The following is an 18322-nucleotide window of genomic DNA, read 5'->3' as shown; positions in this document are numbered from 1 at the left end:
CGGCTGCCGTCCGCGCGGCTGCCGCGGGAACTGACGCCCGTGCGCGCGCGCCCGCCATCGCCCGCCGCGGACCTGACCGGGCTCGCAGCCGATGTGGTAGCGGACCCGCCGGCCGAGCACCCGCCGTGCCGGGGCGCGGCAGCCGCGCGGACGGCAGCCGCGCGCCAGCCGCCGGTGCGCGGCACCGGCGGGGCGACGGGGAGCGGGCAGGGCGGGCACGGGCGTCAGTTCCCCTGGCGCAGGGCGGGGTGGGCGCCGGCCGCGACCAGGTCGGAGACGGCGGTGCGCGGGTCCTTGTGGCGGACCAGCGACTCGCCGACGAGGACGGCGTCGGCGCCCTGGTTGGCGTAGGCGATGAGGTCGTGCGGCCCGCGGACACCGGACTCGGCGACCTTCACCACGTGGGCGGGGATCAGGGGCGCGACCCGCTCGAAGGTGTCGCGGTCGACCTCCAGCGTCCGCAGGTCGCGGGCGTTGACGCCGATGATCCGCGCGCCGGCGTCCAGGGCCCGGGCCACCTCCTCCTCGTCGTGCACCTCGACCAGCGGCGTCAGGCCGATGGACTCGGCGCGCTCCACCAGCGAGACCAGCGCGGACTGCTCCAGCGCGGCGACGATGAGGAGCACGAGGTCGGCGCCGGCGGCGCGGGCCTCCCACAGCTGGTAGGAGGTGACGACGAAGTCCTTGCGCAGCACCGGGATGTCGACCCGGGCGCGCACCGCCTCCAGGTCGGCGAGGGAGCCGCCGAAGCGGCGCTGCTCGGTGAGGACGGAGATGACGGCCGCGCCGCCGGCCTCGTAGTCGGCGGCGAGCGCCGCCGGGTCGGCGATCGCGGACAGCGCGCCCTTGGAGGGGCTGGAGCGCTTGACCTCGCAGATCACCGAGACGCCCTCGCCGCGCAGCGCGGCGACGCCGTCGAGGGCTTCCGGCGCCCGGGCGGCGGCGGCCTTGAGCTCGTCGAGGCCGGTGCGCTCCTGACGCGCTGCGAGGTCGATCCGGACGCCCTCGATGATCTCGTCGAGCACACTCACGCGCGCGGCCCCTTCCTGGTGGGCGTCGGTTCCGGTCACCCCCGGCCCGCGGCCCGTGGGGCGGCGCGGTCGTCGGGGTCGGGTTCCGGCCGGTGGACGGCTCGGTCGGGCACTGACGATGGTATAGGCCGCGCCGCGTGGTCGTGCCATCCGCCTCGCACGCATCCCACATTACGGACAGTTCCGTCCCGGACGGGCCGGCCGGGAGCCGTGGTCGGGCGGTGCGGCCCGGGTCACGGCAGCAGCGCGGCGCCGGCGGGGGTGTTGCGGACCACGGTGAAGGCGGCGGTCAGCGCGGCGACGGTCCAGAGGTGGCCGGATCGGACCGTCGGGAGGGGCGGCGGCGCGCCGCGCACGGCGGCGACCAGCAGCCGGGCGGTCCACCACAGCGCGACGGCGAAGGCCGCCACGGCGAGGGCGTTGGCCCCGGCGGCGGCCACGAGGTCGCCGTGGGCGACCGCGTGGGCGCTGCGCAGCCCGCCGCAGCCGGGGCAGTGCAGCCCGGTCAGGGCGAGAACGGGGCAGGCCGGGTAGTGGCCCGGCTCGTTGGGGTCGACCCGCCCGACGTACGCGAACGCCGCCACCGCCAGGGCGAGGGCACCCAGCGGGGCGGCGGTACGGCGCAGTACGGCGAGGGGCACGCCCTCACTGTGGGAGGGCGTCGCGCCCGGGGCAACCGGGGCGCGGCCGTCCGGGGGACGGCCGCCCGGGCGGCGGCCCCGGGTGCCGGGGCGGCTCGCGTCAGCCGGCGGCGGCCTTCTCGCCCTTGTCGGCCTTGGCCGCGGCGGTGTCGGCGGCGGACTCGTCGCCGCTCTGCTGCGTGGGGAGCGTCACCTCGGTGACCTCCTCCTCCTGCTTGCCCATGCCCATCGACCGCATGACCGCTCCGACGACACCGCCGAGTGCGACGACGACCAGACCCGCGATCACTCCGAGGGGCTGGGCCATCGTCAGGAAGACGCCGCTGACGGTGAAGCCGAGCAGGGCGATGGTGACGCCGGCCCAGGCGGCCGGGGTGTTTCCGTGGTCGTGGCCGTTCGCCATGACAGCTCCTTGTCGATCCGAAGGCTGGGGCGGCGGCTGCGCAGGGTGCTCCACGCCCCTGCCCGTCCCGCGGACCATTGTGGCAGGTGGCCCCACCCACTCCGGCAGGGGCTCTGGTCCCGCTCGGCACGGGGTCGAAAGTCCGTCAACGGCGGCCCGGCCAGGGCGCGGAGGCGACGGGGCGCGGGCCTGTGGCGCGGGTCACCACCCGGCAGGGTGAGTCACCGGACGCCGGGGTGACGCCGGTCACCGGACCGGTCCGGCCGGCGGTCGCGGCGCGTGGCGGGCACCGCTCCGGACGCCGGTCGCCGCGTTGGCGACCGGGGCTGCGCAGGGGTCAGGTGGGGTCCTCGCCGCGGTCGAGCGCCTTCCACATCTCCTCGGGCCGCTCCTCGCGGCCGGCCGCTCCGCCGCCGGTACCGCTCTCGCCCTCGCGGCCGCGACGCTCCCGGCGGGGGCCGGAGCGCTCGTAGCGGCCGGACATGGCGGGCCAGCGGCCGCCGTACGCGAGGGCGACGACCCCGGCGGTGAGGAGCAGCAGGCCGCCGACGGCGCAGACCCACGGCCAGGCGGTGTGCGACACCCCGGTCACCGCGACCTGCGTCAGCCCGGTGGCCTCGGCGGCGGCGCTCTCCAGCGCGGCGGTGTCGGCCGCACCGACCAGCGCGGTCGCCGTGGCGCCCGCGCCGCTGAGGGCGAGGACGGCCGAGACCACGCGGCGGCCGGTGCGGCGCACCGCGAACACGGCGACCAGCGCGGCCAGGCCGACCAACGCGAGTGCGCTGGGCAGCCCCGAGACGGCGTTGCCGGAGGCGTCGACGGCGAGGGTGCCGCCGGCGGCCGCGGCGCTCCCCTCCGCCCAGGTCTGGCCGGAGGAGACGAGCACCACGGCGGCGCCGGCGGCTCCCGAGGCCAGGGTCAGGGCCAGGGCGCGCCGGGGGGCGCGGGTGTCACGGGTACCGGGCTCGGAGTTCACCCGTCCACGCTACCGCGCAGCCGCCGGGCGGTACCCACGGCCCGCAGGACGGCCGCGGCCTTGTTCCGGCACTCGGCGTCCTCCGCGGCGGGGTCGGAGTCGGCGACGACCCCGGCCCCGGCCTGGACGTGCGCGACGCCGTCGCGCAGCAGGGCCGTGCGGATGGCGATGGCGGTGTCGGCGTTGCCGGCGAAGTCGAGGTAGCCGACGCAGCCGCCGTAGACGCCGCGGCGGGTGGGTTCGAGCCGTTCGATGATGCGCAGCGCGCTGGGCTTCGGCGCACCGGAGAGGGTGCCCGCGGGGAAGCAGGCGGTGAGGGCGTCGAACGCGGTGCTGCCGGGGGCGAGTCGGCCGGTGACGGTGGAGACGATGTGCATGACGTGGCTGTAGCGCTCGATGGTCATGAAGTCGACCACCTCGACGCTGCCGGGGGCGCAGACCCGCCCGAGGTCGTTGCGGCCGAGGTCGACCAGCATGAGGTGCTCGGCGCGCTCCTTGGCGTCGCCGAGCAGCTCCTCGCCGAGGGCGGCGTCCTCGGCGGCGGTGGCGCCGCGGGGGCGGGTCCCGGCGATGGGGTGCAGCTCGGCGCGGCCGTCCTCGACCTTGACCAGCGCCTCGGGGCTGGAGCCGACGATGTCGTAGCCGCGGCCGGGGGCGTCCCACGGCCCGTCGTCCGCCGCGTCGGCGGCCGGCAGCCGCAGCAGGTACATGTACGGGCTCGGGTTGGTGGTCCGCAGCACGCGGTAGACGTCGAGGGCGTCCGCGGGGCAGGGGGTGCTGAACCGCTGGGACGGCACCACCTGGAAGGCGTCGCCGGCGCGGATGTGCTCCTTGACGGTCTCGACCGCCTCGCGGAACGCCTCCCCGCCCCAGTCCTCGGTGTACTCGGGGAGTTCGGAGGGCGGCAGCGCGACGGCGTCGCCCGGGGTGGGCTGGGCGAGGTCGGCGGTCATCGCGTCGAGGCGGGCGACGGCGTCGGTGTAGGCGTCGTCCACCCCGGTGTCGAGGCCGTTGTGGTTGACGGCGTTGGCGATCAGCAGGACCGTGCCGTCGCGGTGGTCGAGCACCGCGAGGTCGGTCGCGAGCAGCATGGTGAGTTCCGGGACGCCCAGGGTGTCGGCGGTGTCGTCGCCGATCTCCTCCAGCCGGCGGACGGCGTCGTACCCGATGTGGCCGACCATGCCCCCGGTGAACGGCGGCAGCGCCGGGTCGTGGGGGGTGTGGAGCGCCTCGACGGTGCCGCGGAGCGCGGCGAGCGGGTCCCCGGTGGTGGGGACGCCGACCGGCGGGGTGCCGAGCCAGTGGGCCCGCCCGTCGCGCACGGTCAGGGCGGCGGCGCTGCGGACCCCGACGAAGGAGTACCGGGACCAGGTCCGGCCGTTCTCGGCGGACTCCAGCAGGAAGGTGCCGGGACGGCCGCCGGCGAGCTTGCGGTACAGGCCGACGGGGGTGTCGCCGTCGGCGAGCAGGCGGCGGGTGACCGGGATGACCCGGCGGTCCTTGGCCCGGATGCGGAAGGTGTCGAGGTCCAGGTCCACGGTGGTCGTCATGGCGCCCGACCCTACTGCGCCGCGAGCGGGAGGTCGCCCGCGTCGAAGCAGGTGCGGTCGCCGGTGTGGCAGGCCGGGCCCTGCTGGTCCACGCGGAGCAGCAGGGTGTCGCCGTCGCAGTCGAGGGCGACGGAGTGGACCCGCTGGGTGTGCCCGGACGTCTCGCCCTTCACCCAGTAGGACTGCCGGCTGCGGCTCCAGTAGGTGCCGCGGCCGGTGGCCAGGGTGCGGCGCAGGGCCTCGTCGTCCATCCAGGCCAGCATCAGCACCTCACCGGTGTCGTACTGCTGGGCGATGGCGGGGACGAGGCCGTCGGCGTTGCGGCGCAGGCGGGCGGCGACGGCGGGGTCGAGCCGGGGGGCTCCGGGCTGCTCATCTGGCATGGCGCCATTGTCCCCCGTCGGCGGCGGTCGTGCGGCGGTGTCCGTCGGCTGGTACCGGGCGCCGGGCGCCGGGCCCGGGGGCGCGGCCTCGGCCGCGGCAGGCGGCCTCGGCGGTCCGGGGCGGCGGGAAGGCGGGGCGCGGCGGCCGAATCGCCGCGCTCCGGCGGCCCGGCGTCCACCGGTACCGGGCGTGCGGCGCCTACGCTGGCCGCATGTCTACGCATGCCCATCGTGAACGTCTGCTGCTGGCCGATCTGTTGGAGTCCGCCGGGCCGGAGGCCCCGACGCTCTGCGAGGGGTGGCGGACGCGTGACCTCGCCGCCCACCTGGTGGTGCGGGAGAACCGGCTGGACGCGGCCGGCGGCACGGTGATCAAGCCGCTGGCCCAGCGGCTGGACCGCGTCCAGGCCGAGTTCGCCGCGAAGCCCTACGAGGAGCTGGTGCAGGCGGTGCGCACCGGCCCCGGCAAGTGGTCGCCGTTCCGGCTGAAGCAGGTCGACGAGGGCGCCAACACCGTCGAGTTCTTCGTCCACGGCGAGGACGTCCGCCGCGCCGGCTCCGACTGGGAGCCCCGCGAGCTGGACGCCCGGTTCCAGGACGCGCTGTGGCGGCGGCTGGAGTCCGCCGCCAAGCTGGTGGCCCGGCGCTGCCCGGTCGGCCTGGTGCTGCGGCGGACCAACGGCCAGACGGTCGTGGCCCGCAAGGGCGTTCCGGTGGTGACGGTCACCGGTGAGCCCTCCGAGCTGGTGCTGTTCGCCTGGGGCCGGCAGCGGGTGGCGCGGGTGACGGCCGAGGGCGAGGAGAGCGCGGTGACCGCCGTCTCCTCGGCACCGCTGGGCCTGGGCTGACGATTCGGCCGCGCCGCTCCCGGCGGGGGCGGCGCGGCGTCGTCCGCGGGTCCGGTCCCCGGGGAGCGGCCCGCGTCACCCGGCCGCTCCCGTGAACGCGTGGAGCAGCACGAACAGCTGGCACCCCACCAGGAACGCCCGGAACAACGGCTCCGTGGTGCGGGAGCGCATCACGAGGGCGCACATCCCCAGGGCGGCGGACAGCAGCGCCGCCCCGTACACGTCCGGCCCGGGCGCCGGGACGGACGTGTACGTGTCCAGGCTGACCGCGAGCGCCTGCAGGCGCACGACCGGCACCAGGAGCAGCCCGACCAGGGCCGCGGCCCTCGCCCAGCGGTGCACGGCGGGCAGGTCGGGCGCCCCGGGCCGCGACTCGGTTCTCTCGTTCATGCCCGGGGTCGACCCCGCCGCGGCGGCGTGCGGATGAGTACGCGTGCTCCCGGGGGTACTCGACCCGGCACACGCCCCGGCCCCGCGCTCTGCCCCCTGCACGCCCGAGCCCCGCGGCCCGGGCCCGGGCGTGCAGCTGCGCGCCCGAGCACGCCGCCGGAGCACCGGGGCCGGGCCTATGCTGCCCGTGGCGGGCAGCGAGCCGGACGACACCGTCCGGCGGACCGCACCGGGCCGGAGGGCAGCCGGCCCTGACCCGGCAAGGACGCACCGGCTGCGACCGGCCGTGACGCGCGCCGACGGCAGAACGCGGTGCGGCGCGGCGCGCGAAGAGCCCGCGCCCGGCGGGGCCGGGTCACGCCCCGGCCCCGCCCCGGCTCCGCTACCGGCCGCCGCGGACGGGGTGGCCCGCCTCGTGCAGCGCGCCCTTGACCTCACCGATGCGCAGCTCGCCGAAGTGGAAGACGGAGGCGGCGAGCACCGCGTCCGCACCGGCGCCGACCGCCGGGGCGAAGTCGGCGAGCCGCCCGGCGCCGCCGGAGGCGATGACGGGGATCGTCACCTCGGCGCGGACCGCCCGGATCATCTCCAGGTCGTAGCCGTCCTTGGTGCCGTCGGCGTCCATCGAGTTCAGCAGGATCTCCCCCGCGCCCAGCTCGGCGGCGCGGGCCGCCCACTCCACGGCGTCGATGCCGGCGGAGCGGCGCCCACCGTGGGTCGTCACCTCGAACCGGCCCTCCGGGGTGCGGCGGGCGTCGACCGACAGCACCAGCACCTGCCGGCCGAACCGGTCGGCGATCTCGGCGATCAGCTCGGGCCGGGCGATCGCCGCGGTGTTGACGCCGACCTTGTCGGCGCCGGCGCGCAGCAGCCGGTCGACGTCCTCGGCGGTGCGGACCCCGCCGCCGACCGTCAGCGGGATGAAGACCTGCTCGGCGGTGCGCCGCACCACGTCGTAGGTGGTCTCCCGGTCCCCCGAGGAGGCGGTGATGTCGAGGAAGGTCAGCTCGTCGGCGCCCTCGGCGTCGTACGCCTTGGCCAGCTCCACCGGGTCCCCGGCGTCGCGGAGCGACTGGAAGCGGACCCCCTTGACGACACGTCCGGCGTCCACGTCCAGGCAGGGGATCACCCGCACGGCCAGGCTCATCGGCCCTCCCCCGGGGTCGGGAGCGCGTCGGCGGCGTCGGCGGCGGTCTCGTCGGCGCGGGGCGAGTGCGGGGCGGCGTCGCGGTGCGCCTCGACCTCCACCTCCACCACCATGCGCGGGTCGACGAACGCGGAGACCACGACCAGGCTGGCGGCGGGCCGCGCGTGGCCGAAGGTCTCCCGGTGGGCGCGCCCGACGTCGTCGACGTCGCGGACGTGGGTGAGGTACATCCGGGTGCGGACCACGTGCCCGGAGTCCAGGCCCAGTTCGGCGAGCGCGGCGAGCGCCACACCGAAGGCGTTGACCGCCTGGTCGTACGGGCTGCCGTCGGTGACCTCGCCGTCCACGACCGAGGTGCAGCCGGAGACCAGTACGCGTCCGTCGGGGAGTTCCACGGCCCGGCAGTAGCCGAACTCGTCCTCCCAGGGCGACCCCGAGAAGACGCGGCGGGTGGCGGCCTCGCTCACTCGGCCACCGCCGCCAGGGCCTCCTGCAGGGTGAACGCCTCGGCGTACAGCGCCTTGCCGACGATGGCGCCCTCGACGCCCTCGCCGACCAGGCCCGACAGGGCGCGCAGGTCGTCCAGCGAGGAGACGCCGCCCGAGGCCACCACCGGACGCTCGGTCGCCGCGCAGACGGTGCGCAGCAGCTCCAGATTGGGGCCCTGGAGGGTGCCGTCCTTGTTGATGTCGGTGACGACGTACCGGGCGCAGCCCTCGGCGTCGAGCCGGGCGAGCGTCTCGTACAGGTCGCCGCCGTCGCGGGTCCAGCCACGGCCGCGCAGCGTGGTGCCGCGCACGTCGAGTCCGACGGCGATGCGGTCGCCGTACGTCGCGATGACCTCGGCGACCCACTCGGGGGACTCCAGGGCGGCGGTGCCGAGGTTGACGCGGGTGCAGCCGGTGGCCAGCGCGGCGGCGAGGGTGTCATCGTCGCGGATGCCGCCGGAGAGCTCGACGCGGATGTCCATGGCGGCGACGACCTCCCGGATGCGGTCCCGGTTGTCGCCGGTGCCGAACGCGGCGTCGAGGTCGACCAGGTGGAGCCATTCCGCCCCGGCGGACTGCCAGGTCAGGGCGGCTTCCAGCGGGGAACCGTAGGAGGTCTCGGTGCCGGACTCGCCGTGCACCAGCCGGACCGCCTGCCCGTCGCGGACGTCCACGGCGGGGAGGAGTTCGAGCTTGGGGAGGTCAGCGGTGACGTGGCTCAGCACGTCGGGCGTCACGTGGGACATCTCAGAGCGTCTCGATCCAGTTGGTCAGCAGCCGGGCTCCGGCGTCGCCGGACTTCTCGGGGTGGAACTGGGTGGCCCACAGCGGGCCGTTCTCCACGGCGGCGACGAACGGCTCGCCGTGGGTGGTCCAACTCACCAGGGGGGCGGCTATCCGCGGGTTGGTGACCTCCAGCTGCCAGCTGTGCGCGGCGTAGGAGTGGACGAAGTAGAACCGCTCGTCCTCGGGGACGCCGGCGAACAGCCGCGAGCCCTCGGGCCGTTCCACGGTGTTCCACCCCATGTGCGGGACGGTCTCGGCCCGGAGGCGGTCCACCGCGCCCGGCCACTCCGCGAGCCCCTCGGCGCGTTCGCCCTGCTCGATGCCCTCGTCGAAGAGGACCTGCATGCCGACGCAGATCCCCAGCACCGGGCGGCCGCCGGAGAGCCGCCGTTCCACGACCCAGTCGCCGCGGGCGGCGCGCAGCCCCCGCATGCAGGCGGCGAAGGCGCCGACGCCCGGGACCAGCAGGCCGTCGGCCTTCATCGCGGCGTCGTAGTCCCCGGTGATCTCCACCCGGGCGCCCGCGCGTTCCAGGGCGCGCTGGGCGGAGCGGACGTTGCCGAAGCCGTAGTCGAAGACGACGACGTCGGGGGTTCGGGCGGCCGTCACTGCCACACCTCCAGTCGGAGCACGCCGGCGACCAGGCAGAGCGCGGCGGCGCCCGCCAGCAGGACCACCACACCCGTCGGCAGCCCCTGCTTGCGGAACGAGTACGCGCCGCCCCCGAGGAAGAGCCCCGCGGCGATGAGCAGCGTGGAGGCCGTCGTCACAGGGCGCCCTTCGTCGAGGGGATGCCGGTCTGGCGGGGGTCGATCTCGCTGGCGTACCGCAGTGCCCGCGCCAGGGCCTTGAACTGGCACTCCACGATGTGGTGGGCGTTGCGGCCGTACGGGACGTGGACGTGCAGCGCGACCTGGGCCTGCGCGACGAACGACTCCAGGATGTGGCGCGTCATCGTGGTGTCGTAGTCGGGGCCAATCATTTGCGCCATGTTCTCGGGCTCGGTGTGCACCAGGTAGGGGCGCCCGGAGAGGTCGACGGTGACGTTGGCCAGCGACTCGTCCAGCGGCACCGAGGCGGCGGCGAACCGCACGATGCCGCGCTTGTCGCCGAGCGCCTGCCGGAAGGCGGCGCCGAGCGCGAGCGCGGTGTCCTCGATGGTGTGGTGGCTGTCGATGTGGAGGTCGCCGTCGGTCTTCACCGTGAGGTCGAACAGCCCGTGGCGGCCGAGCTGGTCGAGCATGTGGTCGTAGAACCCGACGCCGGTGGAGACGTCGGTCCTGCCGGTGCCGTCGAGGTCGATCTCGACGGCGACGGATGTCTCCTTGGTGGTGCGCTCCACCCGGCCGGTGCGGCTCATCGGTCGTACTCCTTCATCACTGCGCGTACCGCGTCCAGGAACGCGTCGTTCTCCTCGGGAGTGCCCGCGGTCACCCGCAGGCGGCCCGGTACGCCGTTGTCCCGGACCAGCACCCCGTGCTCCAGCAGCCGCCGCCACACCTCGGCCGCCCCGCCGGGGCCGTCGAAGGTCCCGAACTGCACGAAGTTGGCGTCGGAGTCGGTCACCTCGCAGCCGGCCGCCCGCAACTCGACGACCAGGCGGTCGCGTTCCGCGCGCAGCCGCTCGACGTACCGCAGCAGCGTATCGGTGTGCTCCAGCGCCGCCAGTGCGGTGGCCTGGGTGACGGCGGAGAGGTGGTAGGGCAGGCGCACGAGCTGCACCGCGTCCACCACCGCCGGGTGGGCGGCGAGGTAGCCGAGCCGCAGCCCGGCGGCGCCGAACGCCTTGGACATGGTGCGGGAGACCACCAGGTGCGGGCGGCCCTCGATCAGCGGCAGCAGGGAGGCGCCGTGCGAGAACTCGACGTACGCCTCGTCCACCACGACCAGCGTCGGCCGGACCGCCTGCGCAGCGTCGTGGACCGCGAGCACCGTCTCGGCGGGGACGGCCGTCCCGGTGGGGTTGTTCGGGGTGCAGACGAACACCACGTCGGGGCGGTGCTCCTCGACGGCGCGCCGCGCGGTGTCGGCGTCGAGCGCGAAGTCGGCGCCGCGGCCGGCGGCGACCCAGTCGGTGCCGGTGGAGCGGGCGATCAGCCCGTGCATCGAGTAGGACGGCTCGAACCCGAGCGCGGTGCGGCCCGGCCCGCCGAACGCCTGGAGGAGCTGCTGCAGCACCTCGTTGGAGCCGTTGGCGGCCCAGACGCCCTCGGCGGCGATCGGGTGGCCGGTGGTGTCGGTGAGGTACCGGGCCAGCGCGCCGCGCAGCTCCAGGGCGTCGCGGTCGGGGTAGCGGTTGAGGCCGCGTGCGGCCTCGGTGACCCGCTCCGCGATCCGGGCGACCAGGGCCTCGGGCAGCGGGTACGGGTTCTCGTTGGTGTTGAGGCGAACGGGCACCTCCAGCTGCGGGGCGCCGTAGGGCGACTTCCCGCGCAGCTCGGGGCGGACCGGGAGGTCGTCGACGGTCGGCGGGGCGCCGGGGGCGGTCATCGGTCGCCCACCCCCGTCGGCCCGGTGGGGGCGCTCTCGGGGACGGTCCAGCCGAACCGCGCCTTGAGGGCGGCGCCGTGGGCGGGGAGGTCCTCGGCCTCGGCCAGCGCCACGACGTGGCCGGTGACCTCGGCGAGGGCGTCGCGGCTGTAGTCCACCACGTGGATGCCGCGCAGGAACGACTGCACCGACAGGCCGGAGGAGTGGCAGGCGCAGCCACCGGTGGGCAGCACGTGGTTGGAGCCGGCGCAGTAGTCGCCCAGCGAGACCGGGGAGTGCGCGCCGACGAAGACGGCACCGGCGTTGCGGACCCGGGCGGCGACCGCGGGCGCGTCGGCGGTGAGGATCTCCAGGTGCTCGGCGGCGTAGGCGTCGACCACGGCGAGGCCGTCGTCGACGGAGTCCACCAGCACGATGCCGGACTGGCGGCCGCTCAGCGCCTCGGTGATCCGCTCGCGGTGGCGGGTGCGCGCCACCTGCTCGGTGACCTCGGTGGCCACGGCGGCGGCCAGCGCCTCGGAGTCGGTGACCAGCACGGCGGCGGCCAGCACGTCGTGCTCCGCCTGGCTGATGAGGTCGGCGGCGACGTGGGCGGGGTCGGCGGTGGCGTCGGCGAGGATCGCGATCTCGGTGGGCCCGGCCTCGGCGTCGATGCCGATGCGGCCCTTGAGGAGGCGCTTGGCCGCCGCGACCCAGATGTTGCCGGGGCCGGTCACCAGCGAGACGGGCTCGCACTCGTCGGCGCCGTAGGCGAACATCGCGATCGCCTGGGCGCCGCCGGCCGCGTGGATCTCCTCCACCCCGAGCAGCGCGCACGCGGCGAGGACGGTGGGGTGCGGCAGTCCGCCGAAGGCGGCCTGCGGCGGGGAGGCGACGGCCAGCGACGGGACACCCGCCTCCTGCGCGGGGACCACGTTCATCACGACCGAGGAGGGGTAGACCGCGTTCCCGCCGGGGACGTACAGCCCGACCCGGTCCACCGGGACCCACCGCTCGGTGACGGTGCCGCCGGGGACGACCTGGGTGGTGACGTCGGTGCGCCGCTGGGCGCGGTGCACGATGCGCGCGCGGCGGATGGACTCCTCCAGGGCGGCGCGCACCGCCGGGTCCAGCTCGCGGAGCGCCTGCTCGGCCGCCCCCTCGGGGACCCGGACGCGGTCGATCTCCACGCCGTCGAACCGGCGGGCGTAGTCGATCAGCGCGGCGTCCCCCCTATGGCGCACGTCCTCGCAGACCGGCCGCACCTGGTCCAGGGCGGCGGCGACGTCGAGTTCGGCGCGGGGCAGCAGCGTGCGGTCGATCCCGCCGCCGGAGGCGACGGAACCGCGCAGATCGAGGAGGTTCAGCACCCCTCCAGTCTCTCAGACCCGTTCCGCGCCCCGGCCGCTCATCCCACTGTGTGATACGTGCGGTGTGCGCCCGGCGGCGGGGTGTGCGGGGATAGGGTGGCCCGCTGTGACCACCACGCAGCTACCGCTCTTCCCACTCAACACCGTGCTGTACCCGGGCCTGGTGCTGCCGCTCAACGTCTTCGAGGACCGCTACCGGGCGCTCATGGCGGACCTCTCGGCCGTTCCCGACGAGGACGACCGGGCGTTCGGCGTGATCGCGATCCGGGAGGGCCACGAGGTGGCGCCGACGGCGCTGGGGCTGCCGGACGGCGAGCCGCTGCCGGCCGGGCCCGGGGCGGGGTTCGCGGAGGACCCGATGGCCTCGTTCCACGAGGTCGGGTGTGTCGCGGACGCCTCGACCATCCGCGAGCGCCCCGACGGCTCGGGGTACGAGGTGGTGGCGACCGGGACCACGCGGTTCCGGCTGCGGTCGGTGACCGCGGGCGAGCAGTACCTCACCGGCGAGGTCGAACTGCTGGAGGAGGAGGAGGGCGAGGGCGCCGCGCCGCTGGCGCAGGGCGTGCTCCGGGCCTTCCGCGCCTACCAGCGGGAGCTGGCCACCGCGATGGAGCGGACGCTGGCCGGGGAGCAGGAGCTGCCCGAGGAGCCGTCGGTGGTCTCGTACCTGGTGGCGGCGGCGACGCTGCTGTCCACCGCGGAGAAGCAGGAGCTGCTGCAGGCGCCGGACACCGCGGAGCGGCTGGCCCGGGAGCTGAAGCTGCTGCGGCGGGAGACGACTCTGATCGGCAAGCTGCCGTCGGTGCCCGGCGCGGACTTCACGCAGCGGCCGACCTATCTGAACTGAGGCGCGCCCCGCGCCCGGCCGGCCCGTCCGCGGGTGGGCCGGCCGCGGGCGGGCCGGCACGAGCAGGAGGAGCGGGCGCATGGGGCGCGGGAAGAAGGCGGCCGGGGGCGGCACCCCGGCGACGGTGGCCGCGACCGCGGCGGGGGTGGCGTACACGCTGCACTCCTACGAGCACGACCCGGCGGCGCCGTCCTACGGCGAGGAGGCCGCACGGGCGCTGGGAACCTCGCCGGACCGGGTCTTCAAGACCCTGGTGGCGGAGGTGGACGGCCGGCTGACGGTGGGCGTGGTGCCCGTCGCCGGTTCGCTGGGGCTGAAGGCGCTGGCCGCGGCGGTGGGCGGGAAGCGCGCGGTGATGGCGGACCCGGCGGCCGCCGAGCGGTCCAGCGGCTACGTCCGCGGCGGCATCTCGCCGCTGGGGCAGCGCCGCCCGCTGCCGACGGTGGTGGACGCCTCCGCCGCCCGGCTGCCGACGGTCTTCGTCTCGGCCGGCCGTCGGGGGCTGGAGATCGAACTGGCGCCGGCGGAGCTGGTGCGGCTGACCGGGGCGGTGCTGGCGCCGATCGCGGCCGCCTGATCCGCCACCGCCCCCGTTCGGGTGAACGGCTGCCCCGCGGGGGTGGCGGTGGCCGCCTCCGGCGTCGCCCTCGCGGGTGAACCGGCGGCCCGGCTCCGTGAGCGCGGCTGGGGCGACCGGGCGGACGGAGCCGCTGCGCGCGGCGCGGAGGTCAGGGGCGGGCGTGGGCGCCGAGCCGGGGCGCCTGGTCCCGCGGACCCCAGGCGGCGTAGCAGGCCGCGTGGCCGGCCAGCGCGCCGAAGGGCAGCCCCAGCAGCGCCGTCCTGGCGGTCAGCTCCCGGGGTGCGTCGATCACGCCGCCGGGTTCCAGCTCCCGGCCGCGTTCGATGATCTCCGAGCGGGGCGGCTCCAGGAGGATGCCGAGCCGCCAGGCGAGGACGGCACCGATCGCGGAGCCCAGGGCCAGCCCGAGGACGAGGGGTACCCCGCCCCGCCGGCGCAGCAGGTGGGTGAGGACGCCGAGCACCACGCCGACGCCGATGCCGGCCAGCAGGAAGGTGCCGTCCGCGGCGACCGCCCCCTCCCCCTCGCTGTTGCGCGGGAAGAGCGCCTCGCCGTTGGAGACGAGGGCGACCCCGGGGGCCAGCCAGTACCAGAGCAGCCCGACCGCGGCCCCGCCGATCAGGGCGCTGCCGACGAGGGCCAGCAGCGCGTCCCGCAGGTCGGCGCCGAACCCGGGACCGGACTTCGGCGGGCCGGTCTCCGGCAGGTGGGCGGTCCAGGGGTCGTGGGCGGGTCGGCCCGGGTGAGGACCCGGGTCGCCCGGCGCGGGCTGCGGTTGGTTCACCCGGCCATCCTGCCAGCCGGGTCCACCAGTTCGGAGCCTGGTACGTCTGTTCGGGGCAACGGGGCCGGCCGACGGGCCCCGGAGACTCGTCCGGTCAGCGGCCGGCGGCCCGCCGGTAGGCCCAGGTGGCCAGCGCCAGGGCGAGCGCCCCGGCGGCCGCGCAGACGGCGAGGTTGGCGGTGACCGACCCCCAGTCGGCGCCGGGGCCGAGCACCTGCGCCAGGGCCTCGACCCCGTAGGTCGAGGGCAGCAGGTCCCGCAGCCAGGTGATCGGCTCCGGCATCCGGGAGGCGGGCAGCACCCCCAGCAGCAGGGCGGCGGACATGCCGAGCTGCCCGCAGAGGGTCGCCAGCTCCGCGCGGGGCGCCAGCAGGCCGACGGCGGCGCCCAGCCCGGCCAGCGCGGCCCCCGCGAGCGGGACGACGGCCACCAGCAGCCACAGCCCGCTCAGCGGCAGGCCGTACATCAGGCAGCCGGTCACGGCGGTGACGACGACGCCCGGCACGGTGAACGAGGCGTAGGCGGCGGCGGTCCCCAGGGCCACGGCGGCGCCCGGCACCGGCAGCGTGGCGTAGAAGTCCAGCCCGCCCTCGGCGCGCAGCCGCCCGAAGTACTGCGCCAGCAGGTTGAGCGCGACGAACGCGACCACCAGCACGCTGGACCCGGCAACGACGGCGCGTGCCTCGTCACCGGGGCCGGAGTCCACCACGCCCCGCATCAGGATCATGATGCCGATGGACTGGAAGGTGGCGACGAACAGCAGCGGGATGCGGGCGACCCGCGCCCGCGAGAGCTGCGAGCGGTAGACCGCGGCGAGCGAGGGCCACAGGCGGGCCTGCGGGGCGAGCGGGGCGGGGGCGTCCGCCCCCGGACGGTCGGGGGCGGGGAGGGTGGCGGTCATGCCTTGACCAGCCCCTCGCCCCGGCCGCCGAGCGCGAGGTAGACGTCCTCCAGACTCGGGGTGGCCAGGGTGAAGTCGTCGAGCGCGCCGAAGGCGGGCCCCGCCGTGACGGTGGTGACCACCGCGCGGGCGCGCTCGGGGGTCAGCCGCAGCGTCCAGCGCCGGCCGGAGATCCGGGCGTCCTCGCGCAGCCGGGCCAGAGCCGGGTCGGCGGCGGGCGGCTGCTCGCGCCACACCAGGTCCAGCCGGACCTCGTCGCCGACGAGGGACTTCAGCCCGCCCGGGGTGTCGCAGGCGATGACGCGGCCGCCGTCGAGGACGGCGACGCGGTCCAGGACGGTCTCCGCCTCGATCACGTTGTGGGTGACCAGCACGACGGTGGCGCCGCGTTCGGCGCGCCGCCGGTCGATGGCGGACCAGACGGCGCGGCGGGCGACCGGGTCCATGCCGCTGGTGGGCTCGTCGAGGACGAGCACCGGGCGTTCACCGGTGAGGGTGGCGCCGACCGCGGCGAGACGGCGCTCGCCGCCGGAGAGCCGCTTCAGCGGACGGGCGGCGAGCTCGCCGAGCCCCAGCTCGTCCAGGGTCTCGTGGGCCGCGCGGCGGGCGTCGGCGGCCTCCAGCCCGCGCAGCCGCCCCGCGGTCTCCGCGGCGAGGGAGACGGTGAGTTCGTCGATGGCGGTGGCGTCCTGCCCGAGGTACGCCAGCAGCCGCGGCGCGCGGCGCGGGTACCGGACGAGGTCGTGGCCGAGGAGGGAGACCGAGCCCTCGTCGGGCCGGAGCAGTCCGGTGAGTTGGCGGACCAGGGTCGTCTTGCCCGCCCCGTTGGGGCCGAGCAGCCCGAAGATCTCGCCCCGGTGGACGTCGAGCGCGATGCCGTCGCTGGCCCGGACGGCGGGCTGGTCCCGGGAGCGTCCCCGTGCGCGGCGGCCGGGATAGGTCTTCGTCAGGCCGCGCACCGCCAGTGCGGTGACCGATCCGGCCGCTCCGTCGTCGGGCGGGCACCCGGCCTCGACCATGTTCACACCGGTCTGTGCAGGAAAGGGGGACACCCGCCCAGGGTACGCGGCGCCCTCCCCGCCCCGGGCCACGGGGCCTCCCCGGCCTCGTCGGCGACCGGCCCGACCTGCGGCACCACCGCGTCAGGCGGAGTCGGAGCCCGTCTTGGTGCGCGCGTCGATCTCGCGCCAGAAGCCGCCGCGGATGTCGTAGCGGTCCTTCTCGTCGATCTGGTCGTCCTTGTGGGTGAGCAGGCCGAACCGGGCGGCGTAGCGCAGCAGCTCGCCGTCGATGCGGTGCGGGATGCGCGGGTAGACCGCGGCGATCGTGCGCAGCGGAGCGGTCGCGCCGAGCCGGTCGGCCCACCGCCGGGCGAAGACCTGCCCGACCTCGGTCGGGTCGCCGCTGACGGCGGTGATGTCCTCCTCCCGGTCGGCCCAGCGCTGCTCGGCGGAGGTCAGCTGGGAGAGCATCGGCAGCCCGGAGACCTCGGGGCCCTCACCGCTCCCCCGCTCGACCCAGCCCCGGTCGGAGGACCACCGCACCACCGCGGAGGCCGGCTGCGCGGGGGCCGGACGGCCCAGCGAGGCGAGGTCCTTGGGGGTGGGGACGCCGCTGCGGTGCTGCTCCTCGTCGCAGGCCGCCGCCTTCTCCGGCTCCTTCGGCGCGGGGGCGGGGGCGGTGCCGTTCTCCGGGGCGGCCTGCTCCCCGTCCGGTTCGGGCAGCGGGGCGGAGAGGATGGCCGCGATCTCGGGGCGGGGAGTGGTGGGGGCGAGCCCGGGGGCGTCGCGCAGGCGCACCGCCCGGGTGATCCAGGCGCGGTCCAGGACGCGGCGCTCGTCGGCCTCGGCGACGAGGTCCTCGGACTGGTTGTAGTCGCCGTCGGCGGCCTGGACGGCCCAGAGGTGGACCGCGACCCCGTGCTCCTTGGCGGAGACCAGGCCGGGCAGCAGGTCGCCGTCGCCGGTGACCAGCACGATGTCGGCGCAGGCGCGGTTGCGGGCGAGCTCGGTGAGTTCGGCGTGCATCGCGGCGTCGACACCCTTCTGCGCCCACCGCCCGTCGCTCCTGGTGAGCGCTCCGAGTCGCACGGTGACGCGCGGCATGACGCGCAACCGGCGGTGCTCGGGCTGCGGTACGCGGTCGGGCGCGCCGTCGAACCAGTAGATGCGCAGGAGTTCGCAGCCGGTCTCCTCGCGGGCACGCTCGCGCAGCGCCGAGATCAGCGTGGCGTGGTCGACGGAGATGCGGGCCCGGGCGGGGTCGCCGGCCAGGAGGCTGGCGGCTGCGCCCAGCAGGTAACCGGCGTCGACCAGAACGACACAACGGTCCATGGCGCACCCCTTCCACGGTCTTCATCGGGTGTTTCCCTGAGTCTGCCCGACGGTGCGCCGCTTATCGGTCCCAACTCGATCTTCGGCGTGGCGAATGGGCGTCCTGCCCGAAATGCGAGGTTGCGGACGACGTGCGAGGCTGAGCCTCCCGGAGTCGTACCGGGGGTGCATGGGACCTCACAGGAGGCGAACCCGATGGCCAAGAGCAAGAGCAAGGACCGCAGACACCCCGCCGCCGACCGCGCCGCGGCGGCCACCACCGAGAAGCAGGCCGCGACCGCGCCGGAGGGCGGGTCGATGGGCGAGCACGCGTCGTCCCGGAAGCGGCAGCGGCGCTTCGGCCACAACTGACCGCAGGTCCGCGCGGGTCGGGCACCCGCGCGGGCCACCGCCGC

22 protein-coding genes and 1 pseudogene are annotated in these 18322 nt (G+C 76.2%); 4 read left to right on the top strand and 19 right to left on the bottom strand.

The window, feature by feature from the left end; translation table 11 throughout:
• Positions 1–224: 224 nt before the first annotated feature.
• The 6 genes from trpC to hisI form a co-directional block, all read right to left on the bottom strand.
• Entirely contained in the window at positions 225–1031 is an 807-nt protein-coding gene (trpC, locus tag HCN56_RS14315) for an indole-3-glycerol phosphate synthase TrpC (RefSeq protein WP_167971105.1), read from the bottom strand.
• Between the two features lie 233 nt (positions 1032–1264).
• On the bottom strand, positions 1265–1672 hold the full coding sequence (locus tag HCN56_RS14310; protein WP_167971103.1) for a DUF2752 domain-containing protein: 408 nt from the start codon (positions 1670–1672) through the stop codon (positions 1265–1267).
• A gap of 100 nt (positions 1673–1772) precedes the next feature.
• Positions 1773–2075 carry an HGxxPAAW family protein gene (locus HCN56_RS26425; protein WP_245246561.1) on the bottom strand — a complete coding sequence of 101 codons (303 nt, stop codon included), beginning with the start codon at positions 2073–2075 and terminating at the stop codon, positions 1773–1775.
• Between the two features lie 337 nt (positions 2076–2412).
• The gene (locus HCN56_RS14300; RefSeq protein ID WP_167971101.1) at positions 2413–3051 is read right to left on the bottom strand and encodes a TIGR02234 family membrane protein; all 639 of its coding nucleotides are present in this window, start codon (positions 3049–3051) and stop codon (positions 2413–2415) included.
• Positions 3048–4601 (bottom strand): anthranilate synthase component I, encoded by a 1554-nt coding sequence (locus tag HCN56_RS14295; RefSeq protein ID WP_167971099.1) that lies wholly within the window; start codon positions 4599–4601, stop codon positions 3048–3050. The genes HCN56_RS14300 and HCN56_RS14295 overlap by 4 nt, the downstream gene beginning before the upstream one ends.
• A gap of 11 nt (positions 4602–4612) precedes the next feature.
• Positions 4613–4984, bottom strand: coding sequence for a phosphoribosyl-AMP cyclohydrolase (gene hisI, locus HCN56_RS14290; protein ID WP_167971097.1), 372 nt, complete (start codon positions 4982–4984; stop codon positions 4613–4615).
• 212 nt (positions 4985–5196) lie between these two features.
• Between hisI and HCN56_RS14285 the strand changes: the two genes are divergently transcribed.
• Positions 5197–5832, top strand: coding sequence for a TIGR03085 family metal-binding protein (locus HCN56_RS14285; RefSeq protein ID WP_167971095.1), 636 nt, complete (start codon positions 5197–5199; stop codon positions 5830–5832).
• A gap of 75 nt (positions 5833–5907) precedes the next feature.
• Here the strand turns inward: HCN56_RS14285 and HCN56_RS14280 are convergent, their stop codons facing one another.
• From HCN56_RS14280 to hisD, 9 genes are all read right to left on the bottom strand, one after another.
• Complete coding sequence (locus tag HCN56_RS14280; protein ID WP_167971093.1) at positions 5908–6222, bottom strand: hypothetical protein; 315 nt, start codon at positions 6220–6222, stop codon at positions 5908–5910.
• 382 nt (positions 6223–6604) lie between these two features.
• Entirely contained in the window at positions 6605–7369 is a 765-nt protein-coding gene (gene hisF / locus HCN56_RS14275) for an imidazole glycerol phosphate synthase subunit HisF (protein ID WP_167971091.1), read from the bottom strand.
• Positions 7366–7836, bottom strand: coding sequence for a Rid family hydrolase (locus HCN56_RS14270; RefSeq protein ID WP_167971089.1), 471 nt, complete (start codon positions 7834–7836; stop codon positions 7366–7368). The genes hisF and HCN56_RS14270 overlap by 4 nt, the downstream gene beginning before the upstream one ends.
• Positions 7833–8603 carry a bifunctional 1-(5-phosphoribosyl)-5-((5-phosphoribosylamino)methylideneamino)imidazole-4-carboxamide isomerase/phosphoribosylanthranilate isomerase PriA gene (gene priA / locus HCN56_RS14265; RefSeq protein ID WP_167971087.1) on the bottom strand — a complete coding sequence of 257 codons (771 nt, stop codon included), beginning with the start codon at positions 8601–8603 and terminating at the stop codon, positions 7833–7835. The genes HCN56_RS14270 and priA overlap by 4 nt, the downstream gene beginning before the upstream one ends.
• A 1-nt stretch (position 8604) precedes the next feature.
• Complete coding sequence (gene hisH, locus HCN56_RS14260) at positions 8605–9252, bottom strand: imidazole glycerol phosphate synthase subunit HisH (protein WP_167971085.1); 648 nt, start codon at positions 9250–9252, stop codon at positions 8605–8607.
• Positions 9249–9413 carry a CG2302 family histidine operon protein gene (locus HCN56_RS14255; RefSeq protein ID WP_167971083.1) on the bottom strand — a complete coding sequence of 55 codons (165 nt, stop codon included), beginning with the start codon at positions 9411–9413 and terminating at the stop codon, positions 9249–9251. Before HCN56_RS14255 ends, hisH begins: the two co-directional genes overlap by 4 nt.
• Positions 9410–10003, bottom strand: coding sequence for an imidazoleglycerol-phosphate dehydratase HisB (gene hisB / locus HCN56_RS14250; protein WP_167971081.1), 594 nt, complete (start codon positions 10001–10003; stop codon positions 9410–9412). The genes HCN56_RS14255 and hisB overlap by 4 nt, the downstream gene beginning before the upstream one ends.
• Entirely contained in the window at positions 10000–11133 is a 1134-nt protein-coding gene (locus HCN56_RS14245) for a histidinol-phosphate transaminase (protein ID WP_167971079.1), read from the bottom strand. The genes hisB and HCN56_RS14245 overlap by 4 nt, the downstream gene beginning before the upstream one ends.
• Entirely contained in the window at positions 11130–12482 is a 1353-nt protein-coding gene (hisD, locus tag HCN56_RS14240) for a histidinol dehydrogenase (RefSeq protein WP_167971077.1), read from the bottom strand. Before hisD ends, HCN56_RS14245 begins: the two co-directional genes overlap by 4 nt.
• 106 nt (positions 12483–12588) lie before the next feature.
• Here hisD and HCN56_RS14235 point away from each other — a divergent pair, with 106 nt between their 5' ends.
• Together HCN56_RS14235 and ybaK are read left to right on the top strand one after the other, a co-directional pair.
• Positions 12589–13329 carry an LON peptidase substrate-binding domain-containing protein gene (locus HCN56_RS14235; RefSeq protein WP_167971074.1) on the top strand — a complete coding sequence of 247 codons (741 nt, stop codon included), beginning with the start codon at positions 12589–12591 and terminating at the stop codon, positions 13327–13329.
• Between the two features lie 79 nt (positions 13330–13408).
• The gene (gene ybaK / locus HCN56_RS14230) at positions 13409–13906 is read left to right on the top strand and encodes a Cys-tRNA(Pro) deacylase (protein ID WP_167971072.1); all 498 of its coding nucleotides are present in this window, start codon (positions 13409–13411) and stop codon (positions 13904–13906) included.
• Positions 13907–14057: 151 nt separating this feature from the next.
• On the opposite strand, the gene HCN56_RS14225 is transcribed toward ybaK, so the two are convergent.
• The 4 genes and pseudogenes from HCN56_RS14225 to HCN56_RS14210 form a co-directional block, all read right to left on the bottom strand.
• Complete coding sequence (locus tag HCN56_RS14225) at positions 14058–14693, bottom strand: ABC transporter permease (protein ID WP_167971062.1); 636 nt, start codon at positions 14691–14693, stop codon at positions 14058–14060.
• A 94-nt stretch (positions 14694–14787) separates the two neighbouring features.
• Positions 14788–15753 (bottom strand): ABC transporter permease, encoded by a 966-nt coding sequence (locus HCN56_RS14220; RefSeq protein WP_512700873.1) that lies wholly within the window; start codon positions 15751–15753, stop codon positions 14788–14790.
• Positions 15714–16613, bottom strand: a pseudogene (locus HCN56_RS14215) (ABC transporter ATP-binding protein); the annotation flags it as partial. The pseudogene HCN56_RS14215 and the gene HCN56_RS14220, both read right to left, overlap by 40 nt.
• Positions 16614–16736: 123 nt before the next feature.
• Entirely contained in the window at positions 16737–17927 is a 1191-nt protein-coding gene (locus tag HCN56_RS14210) for an NYN domain-containing protein (protein WP_167971057.1), read from the bottom strand.
• 195 nt (positions 17928–18122) lie between these two features.
• Between HCN56_RS14210 and HCN56_RS14205 the strand changes: the two genes are divergently transcribed.
• Positions 18123–18278 carry a hypothetical protein gene (locus tag HCN56_RS14205; protein ID WP_167971055.1) on the top strand — a complete coding sequence of 52 codons (156 nt, stop codon included), beginning with the start codon at positions 18123–18125 and terminating at the stop codon, positions 18276–18278.
• Positions 18279–18322: the final 44 nt, after the last annotated feature.

The sequence above is a fragment of the Streptomyces lonarensis genome (genome assembly GCF_012033735.1).
Classification (GTDB): Bacteria; Actinomycetota; Actinomycetes; order Streptomycetales; family Streptomycetaceae; genus Streptomyces; species Streptomyces lonarensis.
Note: the sequence above shows the minus strand (reverse complement) of the source record. Positions and strands in the feature narration are given on the sequence as shown.